This is a genomic window from Sedimentitalea sediminis (assembly GCF_042687825.1).
Taxonomy (GTDB): domain Bacteria; phylum Pseudomonadota; class Alphaproteobacteria; order Rhodobacterales; family Rhodobacteraceae; genus Sedimentitalea.
Genome location: NZ_JBHUQE010000013.1, coordinates 57,907 through 74,138, shown reverse-complemented (window position 1 = coordinate 74,138; position 16,232 = coordinate 57,907). Strand labels below are relative to the sequence as shown.

Below are 16,232 nucleotides of genomic sequence, written 5' to 3'. Positions count from 1 at the left end.
GGGGCAGCGTCCGGTCAGGCGGCCTGCAGCGCCGTGCCCAGCGCGCCCTGCGCCCAATCCGCCAGATCGGCACGGGTCGCGGCCACGGGCCGGGCCAGATCGCCGGCAAAGTCCAGGAACGCCGCCCGATTCAACGCGTTCAGCCCAACCAGCACCGGAATCCCCCGGGCAAAGGCCTGGGCGATGACATCGCGAAACCCGCCGCCCTCGGCCTCTTGTTTGCCGAACTTGTTGATAATCAGCAGATCGGCCCCCTTGTCCAGCTCGGCCTTTGCATGTCCGACCGCCCCCTCCAGCGCCGCGGAATCCAGCCGGCAGCCGCGCGCGCCCGCCCCAAGGGACTGCGAGATCCGGATGACCGGCCCTTCGGGCAGCACACGGACGTCCATGTCGCAGCGCCCGCCGGTCGGATTGTCTGTGTTGATCTGCACCGTTCCACAGGTTCTGATCCCTCGCTGCTGCAGCTCGTCGGCCAGACCCGCCAGCAGCATGTCAGTATCGCCAGGTCCCTTGGACATCGTGTAAGCTATTGTCATGGCACTGCTTTCATCAGTTCATCGGAAATGGCAGAAACTCGACCATCCCGCCTGTGGGAATGTGATCGGCATCCGCCGGAATCAATATCAGCCCGTCCGCACGCGGCAGGCGCGAGACCCGCGCCGACTGGGTCTGTTCCGGAAAGGTGACACGTTCGCGGCCTTCGCTGTCGAGGCCGGTCAGCGTGGCCAGCCGCAATTCGCAGCGTCCCGGCCGGTGCCGGATTGGCGCGGCGGTCAGAACCGGACGGCGATGGGTGCCTTGCTGCCGGTGCCCGGTCAGGCGCTGCAGAATCCGCTGTCCAAAAATTGTCCAGGTCACAAAGGCCGAGACCGGGTTGCCGGGCAGGCCCAGCCAGACGGCACCGTTCAGATGCCCCACCGAGACGGGTTTCCCGGGCTTGATCGCAACGCCCGACAGGGTGATCCGGCCGCCGGCCTCGCCCAGCGCCGGTTTGACATGGTCGGCGACCCCGACCGAAATGCCACCTGTGGTCACGATCAGATCGGCGCGCGCGGCGAGATCGGTCAGGGTCTCGCGCAGCTTTTCACGCGTATCGCCGCCATGCGTGGCATGGATCAATTCGACGCCCGGCTGTTGCATCGCGGCGATCAGCATCGGCGAATTCACATCCCAGATCTGCGCCTGTGCCAGGCTTTGACCCGCTGCGCGCACCTCGTCGCCGGTGGTCAGCAGGCCGATCCGGACAGGGCGCCTGACCTGGACCGTCCCCCGCCCCGTCGCAGCGATCGCAGCGATATCGCGCGGGCCGACGCACCGGCCGGCCGGAACGATCACGTCGCCCGGCTGCATGTCCTCGCCAGCCCGTCGGATATGGGCACCCGCCGCAGGCCGGGCGTTGAGAACGATACGGGAGCCGTCAAACTCGGCATATTCCTGCATGACCACCGCATCGGCGCCTTCGGGCAACAGCGCGCCGGTCAGAACCTGCGCCGCAACGCCCCGCTGCAAGGCGCCGACACTGTCCGCCCCGGCCAGTTGACGACCGGCGACAGGCAGAATCCAGGGGCCGTCGCCGCTCAGGTCCGCACAGCGCAGGGCAAAGCCGTCCATTGCCGAATTGTCGAAAGGCGGCGACGTCGTTTCGGCGGCGACCGCCCGGGCCAGAACCCGCCCGGCCGCCTGTTCTAATGGGATGTCGACAATATCCGCGATTGCCGGCACAGCCGCATCGATCGCCAGCAATGCCTGGTCGATCGTCAGCAGGTCGGGTGCCGTGTCCAGCGCATCGCATCCGCATTCCAACCCGCCGGGCGCGCCCAAGTCCTGAATCGTCATTCCGTCATCTCCGTTCTCGCGTGCCCGCCCGCGACCGTACAGTTCAGATCGCGCAGCAGGCCGTCCTTAAGGCCATAGATCAGGCCGTGTATCCGGATTGCTGCCCCGCGCGACCAGGCGCGCTGGATGATCGGGGTATCGGCGACACGGCGCACGCCCTCGACCACGTTCAGTTCAGCCAGTTTGTCCCGCCGGGCCTCGGTATCGTCGATCCGCGACAGGTCGGCGGCACAGGCCCGGGCCAGGCGGCGGATCGGTTCCAGCCAGTGGTCGGCTAGACCGTTTTGCATCGCCTCGGTCGCGGCCTTGACACCCCCGCAGCCGAAATGGCCGCAGACGATAATTTCGCGAATATTCAGGGCGCCGACGGCGAATTCCAGCGCCGAGAGCAGGTTCAGGTCCGACGAATGCACGACATTGGCGACGTTGCGGTGCACAAAGACTTCGCCCGGGTCCAGCCCTGCCACGACATTGGCGGGCACCCGGCTGTCGGAACAGCCGATCCAGAAGAACTCGGGCGACTGGCGTGTGGCCAGCCGGCCGAAATAGCCGGGCTCGTCGGCATTGCGCGCCGCCGACCATTCCGCGTTGCGTTGCAGCAGATCACTCAGCACCTGTCACCTCCGTTCTGGGTCCGGGCCGCCCGACATCGCCCGCGGCGTCAGGGCGGGGCTGCCGCCTGCCGCGCGCAGGGCCAGGCCCCGCAGGGCGCTGACGCACAGCCCGCACCAATGCCGCCCGTCGATTTCGGGTCAGCCGGCCTTGAGATCGGCGCCGGAAATCTCGGCCGCCGCAACCAATTTCTGGACATAGTCCCGCGAGGCCCGTACCCAGGCCGCCCGTTCGATCGCATCTGAAATCTTTTGCCGGACCGCCGAATAGGGCAGAACCTGTCCCCGCGCGACCGCATCCAACCGGATGATGTGATAGCCATGCCGCGACAGGACCGGCTCGGCGGTGATTTCACCCTCGTCCAGCCGCCGTACAGCCTCTTCGAACTCGGGCACAGTGTCGCCGGGGCCGAGTTGACCCAGCGTGCCGCCCGATTTCTTGGAGTCGCAATCGCTCTCCTGCGCGGCCAGGGCGGCAAACCCTCTGGGCGTGTCGATGGCCAGTTTCGCCAGGGCTATTGCCCGCTGCTCGGCCTTTACGCGCGCGTCCTCGTCGCGCGGATCACAACCGCACAGGATGTGCGACACCTCCCACAGCGGCGGTGAACGGAACCGGTCCGGATTTTTCTCCCATTCGGCCCTCAGTTCGTCTTCTCCGGGCGGTGTCACCTGCACCGCCTCTTCCAGTACCTGCCGGATCAACGCCTCTTCGTCGGTTTCAAACTTGCCCGGCGCAACCTGCTGCGGTTCGGGCGTCAGGGTTCTGCGGCGCGCGTCCTGCAACAGCAGAGTGCGCACCGCAATCGCATTCGCGGCAGCACGCCAGGCCAGGCCCGGCTTGCCGCGGGGCGCAGAATGATTCTGCGCCTCGGCGGCAACCACGCTGTGCGGAATGGTTTCGTCATTGATGACGAGGTCGGGAAAAAGCGTGGCTGCCATGTCCGTCACTCCGCCGGTTTCGCCGTCGTCGCCGTCACCGGCGACTGTGCGGCATCGGACGAAGCGCTGGCCGCGTCACCCTGGGACGGGCGCGGCATTCTGCGACGCGACCGCACCACCTGATAGCCGGGCCGCGCCAGATAGCGCACCGGGGCGGAAAGGATGTGAACCAGACGCGTGAACGGGAACAACAGAAAGATCGTCAATCCCAGGAACAGGTGCAGCTTGAAGATCGGCGACACGTCGACAATCATCTGCGCCGCGCTGACTCCGCGGAAGGTCAGGATCATCTGCGCCCACGCCATGAACTTGGTCATTTCATGACCGTCCAGGTGCTGCAGCGACACAAAGATCGTGGCGATGCCCAGCACCAGCTGCGCCAGCAGCAACGCTAGGATGCCGATATCGGCCGGGCTTGACGTCCGCCGGATACGCGGGTCTGTCCAGCGGCGGTGAAAGAGCATGCCGCCCCCGACCAGAGCCATCAGGCCGGCAACGCCGCCCACCACGACCGCCAGGACCTGTTTCGCCCCGTGACTGATGCCGACCAGGTCAAAGAACCAGATCGGTGTCAGTAGACCGAACAGGTGCCCGAAAAAGATGATCAGCACGCCGACGTGAAACAGGGTTGATCCCAGGATCAGCTGCTTGCGCCGCAACAGCTGGCTGGACGAGCTTTTCCAGGTGAAGGGATCGCGCTCGTATCGGGCGATCGAGCCGACGATCATCACCGTCAAGGCGATATAGGGGTATATTCCAAAGAAGAAGTTGTGCATCTGAGCCTCCGCTACTCTGCCGCTTGCCGGCCATCCGGCGCGGGGTTGATCGGGGTATCCATTTTCGCCAGCATGTCCCGCACCTGCGGGCAGCCGGCATTGGGGTCCGGGCCAAAGAGGACTTCGCTTTCCTCCCAGACCTCGTCCAGCGCCTCGAGATCGTTAGGATCGTCTTCGGGCTGCTCCAGCAGTTCCGCGACCGCGGCCTGATCGGCCTGAGCACCGGACAGTTGCAGCAGCGCCGCGAACACCGCGCCATAGGGGCTTTCGCGCCGGGCCAGCCGGGCGTTCAGCGCCTCAAAGATATGCGCCGCATCCGCCAGTATGTCCTGCACCTCGTCAAAGGGCCGGGTCGACAGGTATTCCAGCAACACCGGCAGGTGGTCGGGCAGTTCCGAGGTCGCCGGTTCGAACCCGCCATCGCGATAGGTTTCCAGCAGCGACACCATCGCACCGCCCCGGTCCCGGCTTTCGCCATGCACATGCTCGAACAGGTTCAGCGACAGGGTGCGCGAGCGGTCAAACAGCATGACGAACCGCTCTTGCAGTTCATAGATGTCCAGACTGGTCAGATCGTCCACCAGCGGGCGCAGCGCCCGCCGCGCCGCCGCCGTCAGGCGGGTATCGGAGGCGAGAACGCCCCCGATTTCCGGCATGGCGGCCTGCAACTCGCGCGTCGGATAGCTGAGGATCAGCGACAGCGCCTTGATTGAACGGTCCATCATTGCACCTCCGACGGCATTTTCAGCGGTTTCTTGCGTCCGCCGAACAACGATCCCTCGCTGACACCGGTCGAACAGCCATTGCCATCGGTAAAGCCGCAGCCGCCGCGCAAATCGAACGCCTCTTCGACATGTTCGCGGTGCGTGGTCGGGATGACATAGCGGTCCTCGTAATCGGCCAGGGCCATGATCTTGTACATGTCCTCGATGACCCGACCCGACAGTCCGACGCGGGCGGCGATCGCCTCGTCGATCACCCCTTCGACGGTCTTGGACCGCATATAGGACCGCATCGCCAGCATCCGTTCCAGCGCCTGCACCACCGGGGCTTCGTCGCCCGCGGTCAGCATGTTGGCCAGATAGCGGACCGGGATGCGCAGGTTGCGCACGTCCGGCATTGCGCCGTCCATGCCGATGGCACCGGCTTCGGCGGCGTTCTGGATCGGGCTGAGCGGCGGGATGTACCACACCATCGGCAGTGTCCGGTATTCCGGGTGCAGCGGGAACGCCACTTTCCACTCCATCGCCATCTTCCAGACCGGGCTTTCCTGCGCGCCCTTGATCCAGTCTTCGGGGATGCCGTCGGCGCGGGCAGTTTCGATCACCACCGGGTCGTGCGGATCCAGGAACACGTCCAGCTGTGCATCGTAAAGATCGGTCTTGTCAGCCGCACTGGCCGCCTCTTCGATCTTGTCGGCGTCATAAAGCATCACGCCCAGATAGCGGATGCGGCCGACGCAGGTTTCCGAACAGACCGTCGGGTTGCCGCTTTCGATCCGCGGATAGCACAGGGTGCATTTCTCGGATTTGCCGGTCGACCAGTTATAATAGACCTTCTTGTAAGGGCAGCCCGAAACACACATCCGCCAGCCGCGACATTTTTCCTGGTCGATCAGCACGATACCGTCTTCTTCGCGCTTATAGATCGCGCCGGACGGGCAGGACGCCGCACAGGCCGGGTTCAGGCAGTGTTCGCAGAGGCGGGGCAGATACATCATGAATGTATTCTCGTATTCCCCGTAGATCTCTTTCTGGATGCCCTCAAAGTTGTAGTCCTGCGACCGCTTCGAGAATTCGCCGCCCAGGATTTCCTCCCAGTTGGGACCCTTGTTGATCTTCTCCATACGCTCGCCCGATATTTTCGAACGCGGGCGCGCGGTCGGGAACGCCTTCATCTCCGGCGCCGATTTCAGGTGGTCATAGTCGAAATCGAACGGTTCATAGTAATCGTCGATTTCGGGCAGATCCGGGTTGCCGAAAATGTTCGCCAGGATGCGCCATTTCGATCCCTGCTTGGGCTGGATCTTGCCATTGCGGGTGCGCGTCCAGCCGCCGTTCCAGCGTTCCTGGTTTTCCCAGTCGGTGGGATAGCCGGTGCCGGGCTTGGTTTCGACATTGTTGAACCACGCGTATTCGACACCTTCGCGGCTGGTCCACACGTTCTTGCAGGTAACAGAGCAGGTGTGGCACCCGATACACTTGTCCAGGTTCAGCACCATTCCGATTTGAGCACGTACTCTCATTCCGCGGCCTCCTTGCTGGTCGCTTCTTGGTCGAGCCAGTCGACCTTTTTCATTTTCCGAACCACGACGAATTCATCCCGGTTGCAGCCCACGGTTCCGTAATAGTTGAAACCATAGGATTGCTGGGCATAGCCCCCGATCATATGCGTCGGTTTCAGCACCGTACGGGTCACCGAGTTGTGGATGCCGCCGCGATTGCCGGTCTTTTCAGATCCGGGCGTGTTCACGATCTTTTCCTGCGCGTGATACATCAGGCACATGCCCTCTTTCACCCGCTGCGAGACCACCGCCCGCGCCGTCAGGGCACCGTTGGTGTTGTAGACCTCGATCCAGTCGTTATCGACCAGCCCGGCCTTTCTGGCGTCCACTTCCGAAATCCAGACACAGGGTCCGCCCCGGTTCAACGTCAGCATCAGCAGGTTGTCGGTATAGGTCGAGTGGATGCCCCATTTCTGGTGTGGCGTGATGAAGTTCAGGACCAGGTTGTCGCCGTCGTCCTGCACCTCGCTGGTGATCGTCTTCAGATCGACCGGCGGGCGATAGCTCATCAGACCTTCGCCGAATGCGCGCATCCACAGGTGATCCTGATACAGCTGCTGACGACCGGTCAGGGTGCGCCACGGGATCAACTCGTGCACGTTGGTATAGCCGGCATTATAGCAGACATGCTCGTCCTCCAGACCCGACCAGGTGGGCGAGCTGATGATCTTGCGCGGTTGTGCGGCGATGTCGCGGAAACGGATTTTCTCCTCTTCCTTGGGTTTCGCCAGATGGGTGTGGTCGATCCCGGTTGCCGTCGACAGCTGATCCCAGGCCTTGACGGCCACCTGACCGTTGGTCTCGGGCGCCAGCATCAGCAGCATCTCTGCTGCGTCGATGGCGGTGTTCAGCCTGGGCTGTCCCTGGGCGACACCCTCGTCCAGCACGACACCGTTCAGGTCGCGCAACTGCTGCACCTCGCTCTTGGTGTCCCAGTTGATGCCCTTGCCACCATTGCCGAGCTTTTCCAAAAGCGGCCCGACCGAGGTGAACTTCTTGTGCAGGTTGGGATAGTCCCGCTCGACCGCGATATAGTTCGGCGCGGTCTTGCCGGGGATCAGGTCGCATTCGTCCTTTTTCCAGTCCTTGACCTGGTCCTGTGCGATTTCCGCCGGCGTGTCGTGCAGGATCGGCAGCGCCACGATGTCGGTTTCGACCCCCAGGATTTCCGGCGCGACCTCTTCGAACTTTTTGGCGATCGACTTGAAGATCTCCCAGTCCGATTTGGATTCATAGGCCGGATCCACCGCGGCCTGCAGCGGATGGATGAACGGGTGCATGTCGCTGGTGTTGAGATCGTTCTTTTCGTACCAGGACGCGGTCGGCAGCACGATGTCGGAATAGACCGCCGTGGTGCTCATCCGGAAATCGATGGTCACCAGCAGGTCCAGCTTGCCGCGCGGGGCGTCCTTGTGCCAGACCGCCTCTTTCGGCTTTTGCCGGCCATCCTCGCCCAGATCCTTGCCCATCACGCCGTGATCGGTACCCAGCAGGTGCTTGAGGAAGTACTCGTGCCCCTTGCCCGAAGACCCCAGCAGGTTCGAACGCCAGACATACAGGTTGCGCGGCCAGTTCGCCGGGTTGTCCGGGTCCTGACAGGACATTTCCAGATCGCCCGATTTCAGCTGTTCCGCAACATAGGCCGGAATTTCCTTGCCGGCCGCCTTGGCCGCCTTGGACACTTCCAGCGGATTGGTCTTGAGCTGTGGCGCCGAGGGCAGCCAACCCATGCGTTCGGCGCGGATGTTGTAGTCGATCAGCGAGATGTTCCAGTCGCCTTCGGGGGCGGTCGGGGACAGGATCTCGTTGGATGTCAGCGTCTCATAGCGCCACTGGTCGGTATGTGCGTACCAGGCACTGGTCGAATTCATGTGCCGCGGCGGGCGCGACCAGTCCAGACCAAAGGCCAGCGGCTGCCAGCCGGTCTGCGGACGCAGCTTTTCCTGGCCCACGTAATGCGCCCAGCCGCCGCCGGACTGACCGACGCAACCGCACATCACCAGCATGTTGATGACACCGCGATAGTTCATGTCCATGTGGTACCAGTGGTTCATCGCCGCCCCGATGATCACCATGGACTTGCCCTGGGTGGTCTCGGCGTTCTGGGCGAATTCGCGCGCCACGTGAATGATCTTGTCGGCGGAAACACCGGTGATCTTTTCCGCCCAGGCCGGGGTCCCCGGCATGTCCGAGGTGTAGTCGCTGGTCACCCAGTCGCCACCCAGACCGCGATCCAGACCGTAATTGGCACAGAACAGGTCAAAGACCGTCGCCACCAGCTTTTCGCCATTGGCAGTCTTGACCTTTTTGACCGGAATGTTGCGCGTCATCACGTTGGGATGCTTGGCATCGGTGGCGAAATGTTCGGTGGTCTCGCCGCCGAAATAGGGGAAATCGACGCCGACCACATCGTCGTGATCGCCTTTGTCGACCAGCGTCATCTTGAGATGGGTATCGGCCTTGCCGGCGCGCTCCTCAAGGTTCCATTCGCCATCCTCGCCCCAGCGATAGCCGACCGAACCGTTCGGCGCGACCAGACCCTTGCTGGTCTCGTCATAGGCCACGGTCTTCCATTCCGGGTTGTTGTCTTCGCCCAGCTTGCCGTCCAGATCATCGGCCCGCAGGAACCGGCCCGGCACCAGTTTGCCGTCCTTTTCATCCAGGCTGACCAGCATCGGAAAGTCGGAATATTTGCGGCAGTATTCCTGGAAATAGTCGACCTGCTTGTTCAGGTGGAATTCGCGCAGGATGACGTGACCAAAGGCCATGGCCAGGGCCGCGTCGGTGCCCTGTTTGACGTTCAGCCAGACATCGCCGAATTTCGCCGCTTCGGAATAGTCCGGGCAGATCACCGCGGATTTGGTGCCGCGATACCGGGCCTCGGTATAGAAATGCGCATCCGGCGTCCGCGTCTGCGGCACGTTCGAGCCCCAGAGCAGCAGATAGCCGGCATTGTACCAGTCGGCACTTTCGGGCACGTCGGTCTGCTCGCCCCAAACTTGCGGCGATGCCGGCGGCAGGTCGCAGTACCAGTCGTAGAACGACATGCAGACACCGCCCAGCAGGCTGAGATAGCGCGAACCGGCGGCGTAAGAGACCATCGACATGGCCGGAATCGGCGAAAAGCCGAAGACCCGGTCCGGGCCATAGGTCTTTGCAGTATAAGCGTTGGCGGCGGCGGTGATCTCGGTCGCCTCGTCCCAGGTGGCGCGCACGAACCCGCCCTTGCCGCGGGTCTCGACATACGAGGCGCGCAGAACCGGATCGTTCTGCAGCTTGGTCCAGGCCTGGATCGGGGACATCGTCTCGCGCATCTTGCGCCAGACCTTCATCAGACGGCCGCGCACCAGCGGGTTTTTCACCCGGTTCGCGGAATAGAGATACCAGCTGTAGCTGGCGCCGCGCGCACAGCCGCGCGGTTCATGGTTGGGCAGATCGGGCCGGGTACGCGGATAGTCGGTCTGTTGCGTCTCCCAGGTCACGATCCCGGATTTGACATAGATTTTCCAGGAACAGGACCCGGTGCAGTTCACCCCATGGGTCGATCTGACAATCTTGTCGTGTCGCCACCGGTTTCGGTAGGTGTCCTCCCAGTCGCGGTTCTCGCGGGTGACCTGACCGTGGCCGTTCGAGAAGGTTTCCAATTCCTTGGACTGGAGGAAGTTCAGTCTGTCGAGCAGGTGGCTCATGTTTTTCTCCTATTGGCTGCCGGTCGCGGGGCGGCCCGCGACCGGAATGTCATATGCTCAGCAGGGCACCGGCGCGTTTTTGCGGCTGTAGAAAACCCAGGTGATCGCAACGCAGATCACGTAGAAGATCAGAAAGGCCCAGAGCGCGCCATTGGGGGCTCCGGTCATGCTGATCGATGTGCCGTAAGCCTTGGGAATGAAGAAGGCCCCATAGGCGGCGATGGCACTGGTAAAGGCGATGATCGCGGCACTTTCGCGTTCGGATTGCTTGAGCGTCGCGGCCTGGTCCAGGTCCGGCATCAGGCGCGGGATTTCCTGGCGCATGATCGACGGGATCATCTGGAAGGTCGAGGCGTTGCCGACACCTGTCAGGAAGAACAGCGCCATGAAACAGGCGAAGAAGCCCCAGAAATTGCCCGCCGGGTTGGCTTCGGACGGCAGGAACTGCAGCACGCCCCAGACCGCCACGATCATGCCGAGGAAGGTCCAGAAGGTCACGCGGCCACCGCCGAACTTGTCCGAGATCCAGCCGGTCGCGGCGCGGCTCAGCGCCCCGACGAGGGGACCGAGAAAGGCGTATTGCAGCACGTTGACTTCGGGGAACTGGGTTTTCATCAGCAGCGGGAAGCCGGCGGCATAGCCGATAAAGCTGCCAAAGGTGCCGGTGTAGAGAATGCACATGATCCAGTTGTGCTTGCGCGAAAAGATGATCGACTGTTCTTTGAACGACGCCTTGGCATCGGCAATGTCATTCATTCCGAACCAGGCGGCAATGGCCGACACCAGGATGAACGGCACCCAGATGAAACCGGCATTCTGGATCCAGAGCTCGCTGCCATCCGCCAGTTGCACCGAGTCCCCACCAAGGGCGCCGAACACGCCCGCCGTGATGACCAGCGGCACGACGAACTGCATGACCGACACGCCCAGGTTGCCCAGACCGGCATTCAGCGCCAGCGCGTTGCCCTTGGTCTTTTTCGGGTAGAAATAGGCGATATTGGCCATCGACGAGGCAAAATTACCGCCGCCGAAACCGCACATCAGCGCCAGCGCCAGAAAGACGATATAGGGGGTCTCGGGGTTTTGTACCGAGAACCCGATACCCAGCGCGGGCAACAGCAGGGACGCTGTCGAGATCGCGGTCCATTTACGGCCGCCAAAGATCGGGATCATGAAGCTGTAGAAAATCCGCAGCGTGGCGCCGGACAGGCCCGGCAGCGCCGCCAGCCAGAACAGCTGGCCGGTGGAATAGTTGAAACCGATTGCCGGAAGTTTGGCCACGACCACCGACCAGACCATCCAGACCGAAAAGGCCAGCAGCAGGTTGGGGATCGAAATCCAGAGGTTGCGGGTTGCAATGGATTGCCCCCTCTCCTTCCAGAATTTTTCGTCTTCGGGACGCCAGTCGATCAGGGTGTGGCCCTGTTGTCCGGCATTTGCGTCAGTCATCGCCATAAGATCAGTCCTTTCAGGCGTGTTGGGTATGCGGGCCGCCCGGGGCGGTGGCCCGTCCGCGTTTCAGTTCAGCCAGCCGGTCGGGCGGCCGCGGTTTCAGAGGGGCGAGGCGCCTGCGCGTCAGGCTTTGGCAGCGGCGCATCCGGCACATCCGACAGGTATTTCTCGTCGACCAGGCCAGGATGGCGGGCACGCTCCATGCGGCGGATGGCGACATGCATCCAGATCGTCGAGATCGCCACGATCACGAACAACAGCATGAACGGCGCGGTCCAGACACCGGTATAGTCCAGCAGCACGCCGAACGAGATCGGCAGGAAGAAACCACCAAGCCCCCCGATCATGCCCACGAGACCGCCGACAGATCCGACATGGTGCGGATAGTAGACCGGGATATGCTTGTAGACCGCTGCCTTGCCCAGGCTCATGACAAAGCCCAGGATCACGGTCATCGCCACGAAAAAGCCGACGCTCAGACCAAAGTTGAACTCGATCGGACCGTCGATGCCCGAAACGATATAGCTGGTCTTTGGATAGCTCATCACGAAGAGCACGATCAGCGACACGATAAAGGTCACGTACATCACCAGACGGGCACCCCATTTGTCCGACATCCAGCCACCCAGGGCGCGGAACACCGAACCGGGCAGCGAATAGAGGCCAGCAAAGACACCCGCCGTGGTCAGCTCCAGACCATAGGCGCCGACATAGTAGCGCGGCAAAAAGCTGGCCAGCGCGACAAAGGCACCGAAGACGAAGAAATAGTAGGTGGCAAAGCGCCAGACCTGCATGTCTTTCAGCGGTTCCAACTGCGAGCCTGCCGAAACCGGGCCTTCGCCGGTTTTCTTGCGTTCGATCTGAACCGGGTCGGTCTTGGCAAAGACAAAGAACAGGACAGCGGTGATCGCCAGAACGACCGAATAGACCTGTGCGGTGCCCTGCCAGCCCAGCGCGACGACCAGGAACGGTGCCGCAAAGTTGGTGACGGCTGCACCGACGTTACCGGCGCCGAAAATGCCCAGCGCGGTGCCCTGACGTTCCTTTTCGAACCAGCGCGAGGTATAGGCCACGCCGACGATGAACGACCCGCCCGCCAGGCCCAGGCCCAGCGCGGCGATGAGAAAGATCTCGTAGGTCTGCACCGATGTCAAAAGCCAGACACATACCGAGGTGATCAGCATCTGCAGCGGAAACATGATCCGTCCGCCGAACTGCTCGGTCCAGACCCCCAGAAAGATTCGGCTGATCGAACCGGTCAGAACCGGCGTCGCAACCAGCAGGCCGAACTGAGTATCGCTCAGCCCGAGTTCCTGTTTGATCTTGACACCGATGATGGAAAAGATGGTCCACACAGCAAAGCAGACCGTAAAAGCAAAAGTACTCAGTCCCAGCGCGCGGTACTGGTCCGTACGCGTGACGCCTTCCAATGTACGCATTCTGTTTCTCCGCGTATTTGGTGTGATGATCGGCTGGATGCCGACTTGCGCTGAATTGAGAAGAATCCGCCCCGTCGCGACTTGATCTGCATCAGAGATCCGCGAAAACCGATAAATATTAACGGCTTACCGAAAAATGTCATGATCGGAACGTACCTAGGTCAAGAGAGAAATCTATAGGCGTCAATTTGCCCATTGACATTTATCAAGCAACAAGCCGACATGTATCAAAGCGGAGGTTGACGTGTATCTGGGAATGCCTGAGTCGGATTCGCCCGAGATCCGACGACTCGATCTGTTTTGCGACATGGAAGAGGCTCACTTCCTGGCCTTGATGCGGGGGTCTTATGTACAGAATTTTCCCGCCCAGATGGAGCTGATCGGCGAAGGCGATCCCAGCACCTTCCTGCATGTCCTGCTGTCCGGATCGGTCGATCTGTATTCGCAGTGGAACGGTCGCGAGACCAGCATGGCGACGGTGCGGCCGGTCTCGACCTTTATTCTGGCGGCCACGATCAAGGACGCGCCCTATCTCATGTCGGCCCGGACGCTGGAGAAATGCCGCGTCGCGCTGCTGCCCAGCCAGGATGTGCGGGCAGTCTTCGATGTCGACCCGAAATTTGCCCGCGCCATCGTTACAGAACTGGCGCAGTGTTATCGCGCCGTGGTCAAGAACACCAAGGACCTCAAGCTGCGCACATCGCACGAGCGGCTGGGAAACTATCTGTTGCGGCACCAAAGATACGCGAAAAACGCCACACAGTTCGAATTGCAGACCGAGAAACGCAGGCTGGCCTCGTTTCTGGGAATGACACCGGAAAACCTGAGCCGGGCGTTAAAGGGGCTGCGCAAACACGGGGTTCACGTTCAGGGTCAACAGGTTACGATCACCGACCAGCAAAAGCTGGTGGCCTTTGCCGGACCCAATCCGCTGATCGACGACGCCTCGACCTGACGCCCGCAGCGCGCAGGCCCCTGCCCGGCACAGCATGGGCACAGGGGCCATTTTCGCCGGGGCCGCGGGGGCGTTGTCAGTGCCCCAGAATCTGGCTCAGGAACAGCTTGGTCCGCTCGCTCTTTGGGTTGTTAAAGAATTCTTCGGGCTCGTTCTGTTCGACGATCTGACCCTCGTCCATAAAGATCACCCGGTTCGCGACCTGGCGGGCAAAGCCCATCTCGTGGGTCACGCACAGCATGGTCATGCCCTCTTCGGCCAGCTCGATCATGGTGTCCAGCACCTCTTTGATCATCTCGGGATCCAGCGCCGAGGTGGGTTCGTCAAACAGCATGATCCGCGGCATCATGCACAGGGACCGGGCGATGGCGACCCGCTGCTGCTGGCCGCCGGACAGCTGGCCGGGGTATTTGTCGGCCTGCTCGGGGATCTTGACCTTGTGCAGGAAATGCATGGCGCGTTCCTCGGCCTCCTTGCGCGGTGTCTTGCGCACCCAGATCGGCGCCAGCGTGCAGTTCTCCAGAATTGTCAGATGCGGAAACAGGTTGAAATGCTGGAACACCATGCCGACCTCGGACCGGATCTTGTCGATATTCTTGAGGTCGTTGGACAGCACGGTCCCGTCGACTTCGATCCTGCCCTGCTGGTGTTCCTCCAGCGCGTTCAGACAGCGGATCAGCGTGGATTTGCCGGAGCCCGAAGGCCCGGCGATCACGATCCGTTCGCCCTGCATCACCGTCAGGTTGATGTCGCGCAGCACGTGAAACGCGCCGTACCATTTGTTCATGTTGGTGATCTCGATGGCGACCTGGTCGCTGACCTGCATCTTGGAACGGTCGATTTGACGGTCGATTGCCAGTTCAGACATGTTGCAGTTTCCTTATTTGTGGCCGGTCTGAAGCTTGCGCTCCAGATACATGGAATAACGGGACATGGAGAAGCAGACGACGAAGAACAGAAAGCCGATAAAGGCAAACAGTTCCCAATAGACGCCGTTCCAGGAGGTATCGGCGCGGATCGCGCTGGCCAGGCCGATGACATCGAACAGGCCGATGATCGACACCAGCGTTGTATCCTTGAAGATCCCGATAAAGGTGCTGACGATGCCCGGGATAGAAATCTTCAGCGCCTGCGGCATGATGATCAGCCGCTGCGCCTGCCAATAATTCAGACCCAGACTGTCGGCACCTTCGTATTGCCCCTTTGGCAGCGCGGCCAGGCCGCCGCGGATCACCTCGGCCATATAGGCCGCGGCGAACAGCGTCATCATGATCATGACCCGCAGGATGATGTCAAAATTGGTGCCCGGCGGCAGGAACAGGTTCAACAGCAGCGACGCCACGAACAGCAGCGTGATCAGCGGCACACCGCGTATGAACTCGATAAAGCCGACGCAGAGGTATTTCACGATCATCAGGTCCGACTGACGCCCCAGCGCCAGAACGACTCCGATGGGCAGCGACACCCCGATCGCGACCACGCCCAACACAAGCGCCAGCATATAGCCGCCAAAGTCGCGGCTTTGCACCGACGGGAGGCCGATATCGAGGACCGATGTCAAGCCGTCCACCACCGGCGCCGCAAGGAACAGCCACCATACGATCGGCAACGCCGCTCCGGCAATCATGCCGCCCAGCGTGCCCAGAGTGCGTTCGCCAAAGTGAAACGCCAGATAGCCGATGACAAAACCGGCGGCGGCGGTGATCGGCACCCATATGCTGCCGCCCCACATCAGCCAGGGCAGGAGAAACGGATAGGCCGCCGTGACGTATAACAGCTTGCGTGGCGCGCCCGTGAACAGCACAGGCGCCAGTGCCACCAGCAACAGGATCAGGGTCAAGTTGGGCCGGATATAGGCCGGCCACCAATGCCCGTCAGGTGCAGCGCCGAAATTGGCGTCAGGATGGGCCGGATAGGGCGGGTAGAAGCCGTATAGCAGTTGCAACCAGCGGTCCTTGATCACCCCCCAGCAGGCATGGCCATGGGTGTCGCCCCAGGTCGCCATCATGATCTCGCGGCACTCGGTCAGTGAATTCGCATCCCACACCGACTGAAACGTCCACGGCAGAACACCGGACAGGATGTAATAGATGAACCCGATCGCCAACAGCGTCAGAATGCTGTTCAGCGCTCCGGAAAACAGATTCTGGCGGACCCATCCGATAAAGCCCACGGTGGTTGCCGGCGGCGCCTGTTGCGGCAACATGGTTTCGCGGACATAGCCGACAGTATGTGCATGAACTTCTGACAT

General features: G+C 62.0%; 13 protein-coding genes. 1 reads left to right on the top strand and 12 read right to left on the bottom strand.

The window, feature by feature from the left end:
- Positions 1-14 precede the first annotated feature (14 nt).
- The 10 genes from ACFMPD_RS12015 to ACFMPD_RS11970 form a co-directional block, all read right to left on the bottom strand.
- Complete coding sequence (locus ACFMPD_RS12015; RefSeq protein WP_380994551.1) at positions 15-536, bottom strand: DUF2478 domain-containing protein; 522 nt, start codon at positions 534-536, stop codon at positions 15-17.
- A 13-nt stretch (positions 537-549) separates the two neighbouring features.
- A complete protein-coding gene (locus ACFMPD_RS12010; RefSeq protein WP_380994548.1) occupies positions 550-1,836 on the bottom strand; it encodes a molybdopterin molybdotransferase MoeA in 1,287 nt (428 codons plus the stop codon).
- Positions 1,833-2,450, bottom strand: coding sequence for a carbonic anhydrase (locus ACFMPD_RS12005; protein ID WP_380994545.1), 618 nt, complete (start codon positions 2,448-2,450; stop codon positions 1,833-1,835). Before ACFMPD_RS12005 ends, ACFMPD_RS12010 begins: the two co-directional genes overlap by 4 nt.
- Positions 2,451-2,588: 138 nt before the next feature.
- Positions 2,589-3,386, bottom strand: a complete 798-nt coding sequence (locus ACFMPD_RS12000) for a peptidylprolyl isomerase (RefSeq protein ID WP_380994542.1) — start codon at positions 3,384-3,386, stop codon at positions 2,589-2,591.
- 5 nt (positions 3,387-3,391) lie between these two features.
- Positions 3,392-4,162: a respiratory nitrate reductase subunit gamma gene (gene narI, locus ACFMPD_RS11995; protein WP_380994539.1), complete on the bottom strand. Its 771-nt coding sequence runs from the start codon at positions 4,160-4,162 to the stop codon at positions 3,392-3,394.
- Between the two features lie 11 nt (positions 4,163-4,173).
- The gene (gene narJ / locus ACFMPD_RS11990; protein WP_380994536.1) at positions 4,174-4,884 is read right to left on the bottom strand and encodes a nitrate reductase molybdenum cofactor assembly chaperone; all 711 of its coding nucleotides are present in this window, start codon (positions 4,882-4,884) and stop codon (positions 4,174-4,176) included.
- Complete coding sequence (narH, locus tag ACFMPD_RS11985) at positions 4,884-6,407, bottom strand: nitrate reductase subunit beta (RefSeq protein ID WP_380994533.1); 1,524 nt, start codon at positions 6,405-6,407, stop codon at positions 4,884-4,886. Before narH ends, narJ begins: the two co-directional genes overlap by 1 nt.
- Entirely contained in the window at positions 6,404-10,135 is a 3,732-nt protein-coding gene (locus tag ACFMPD_RS11980) for a nitrate reductase subunit alpha (RefSeq protein ID WP_380994530.1), read from the bottom strand. The genes narH and ACFMPD_RS11980 overlap by 4 nt, the downstream gene beginning before the upstream one ends.
- A gap of 57 nt (positions 10,136-10,192) precedes the next feature.
- A complete protein-coding gene (locus tag ACFMPD_RS11975; RefSeq protein WP_380994527.1) occupies positions 10,193-11,590 on the bottom strand; it encodes a NarK family nitrate/nitrite MFS transporter in 1,398 nt (465 codons plus the stop codon).
- Positions 11,591-11,658: 68 nt separating this feature from the next.
- On the bottom strand, positions 11,659-13,026 hold the full coding sequence (locus ACFMPD_RS11970; protein WP_380994524.1) for an MFS transporter: 1,368 nt from the start codon (positions 13,024-13,026) through the stop codon (positions 11,659-11,661).
- 256 nt (positions 13,027-13,282) lie between these two features.
- Between ACFMPD_RS11970 and ACFMPD_RS11965 the strand changes: the two genes are divergently transcribed.
- Complete coding sequence (locus ACFMPD_RS11965; protein WP_380994521.1) at positions 13,283-13,981, top strand: cyclic nucleotide-binding domain-containing protein; 699 nt, start codon at positions 13,283-13,285, stop codon at positions 13,979-13,981.
- Between the two features lie 76 nt (positions 13,982-14,057).
- On the opposite strand, the gene ACFMPD_RS11960 is transcribed toward ACFMPD_RS11965, so the two are convergent.
- Both ACFMPD_RS11960 and ACFMPD_RS11955 read right to left on the bottom strand, forming a co-directional pair.
- Positions 14,058-14,849, bottom strand: coding sequence for an amino acid ABC transporter ATP-binding protein (locus ACFMPD_RS11960; RefSeq protein WP_380994518.1), 792 nt, complete (start codon positions 14,847-14,849; stop codon positions 14,058-14,060).
- Between the two features lie 12 nt (positions 14,850-14,861).
- Complete coding sequence (locus ACFMPD_RS11955) at positions 14,862-16,232, bottom strand: amino acid ABC transporter permease (protein WP_380994516.1); 1,371 nt, start codon at positions 16,230-16,232, stop codon at positions 14,862-14,864.

Bases quoted from the DNA above. Each gene is read 5' to 3' on its own strand.
- ACFMPD_RS12015 (WP_380994551.1), bottom strand. From the start codon at position 536: ATGACAATAGCTTACACGATGTCCAAGGGACCTGGCGATACTGACATG.
- narI (WP_380994539.1), bottom strand. From the start codon at position 4,162: ATGCACAACTTCTTCTTTGGAATATACCCCTATATCGCCTTGACGGTG.
- ACFMPD_RS11970 (WP_380994524.1), bottom strand. From the start codon at position 13,026: ATGCGTACATTGGAAGGCGTCACGCGTACGGACCAGTACCGCGCGCTG.
- ACFMPD_RS11960 (WP_380994518.1), bottom strand. From the start codon at position 14,849: ATGTCTGAACTGGCAATCGACCGTCAAATCGACCGTTCCAAGATGCAG.
- ACFMPD_RS11975 (WP_380994527.1), bottom strand. From the start codon at position 11,590: ATGGCGATGACTGACGCAAATGCCGGACAACAGGGCCACACCCTGATC.
- ACFMPD_RS11955 (WP_380994516.1), bottom strand. From the start codon at position 16,232: ATGTCAGAAGTTCATGCACATACTGTCGGCTATGTCCGCGAAACCATG.
- ACFMPD_RS11965 (WP_380994521.1), top strand. From the start codon at position 13,283: ATGCCTGAGTCGGATTCGCCCGAGATCCGACGACTCGATCTGTTTTGC.
- ACFMPD_RS12000 (WP_380994542.1), bottom strand. From the start codon at position 3,386: ATGGCAGCCACGCTTTTTCCCGACCTCGTCATCAATGACGAAACCATT.
- narH (WP_380994533.1), bottom strand. From the start codon at position 6,407: ATGAGAGTACGTGCTCAAATCGGAATGGTGCTGAACCTGGACAAGTGT.
- ACFMPD_RS12010 (WP_380994548.1), bottom strand. From the start codon at position 1,836: ATGACGATTCAGGACTTGGGCGCGCCCGGCGGGTTGGAATGCGGATGC.
- ACFMPD_RS11980 (WP_380994530.1), bottom strand. From the start codon at position 10,135: ATGAGCCACCTGCTCGACAGACTGAACTTCCTCCAGTCCAAGGAATTG.
- narJ (WP_380994536.1), bottom strand. From the start codon at position 4,884: ATGGACCGTTCAATCAAGGCGCTGTCGCTGATCCTCAGCTATCCGACG.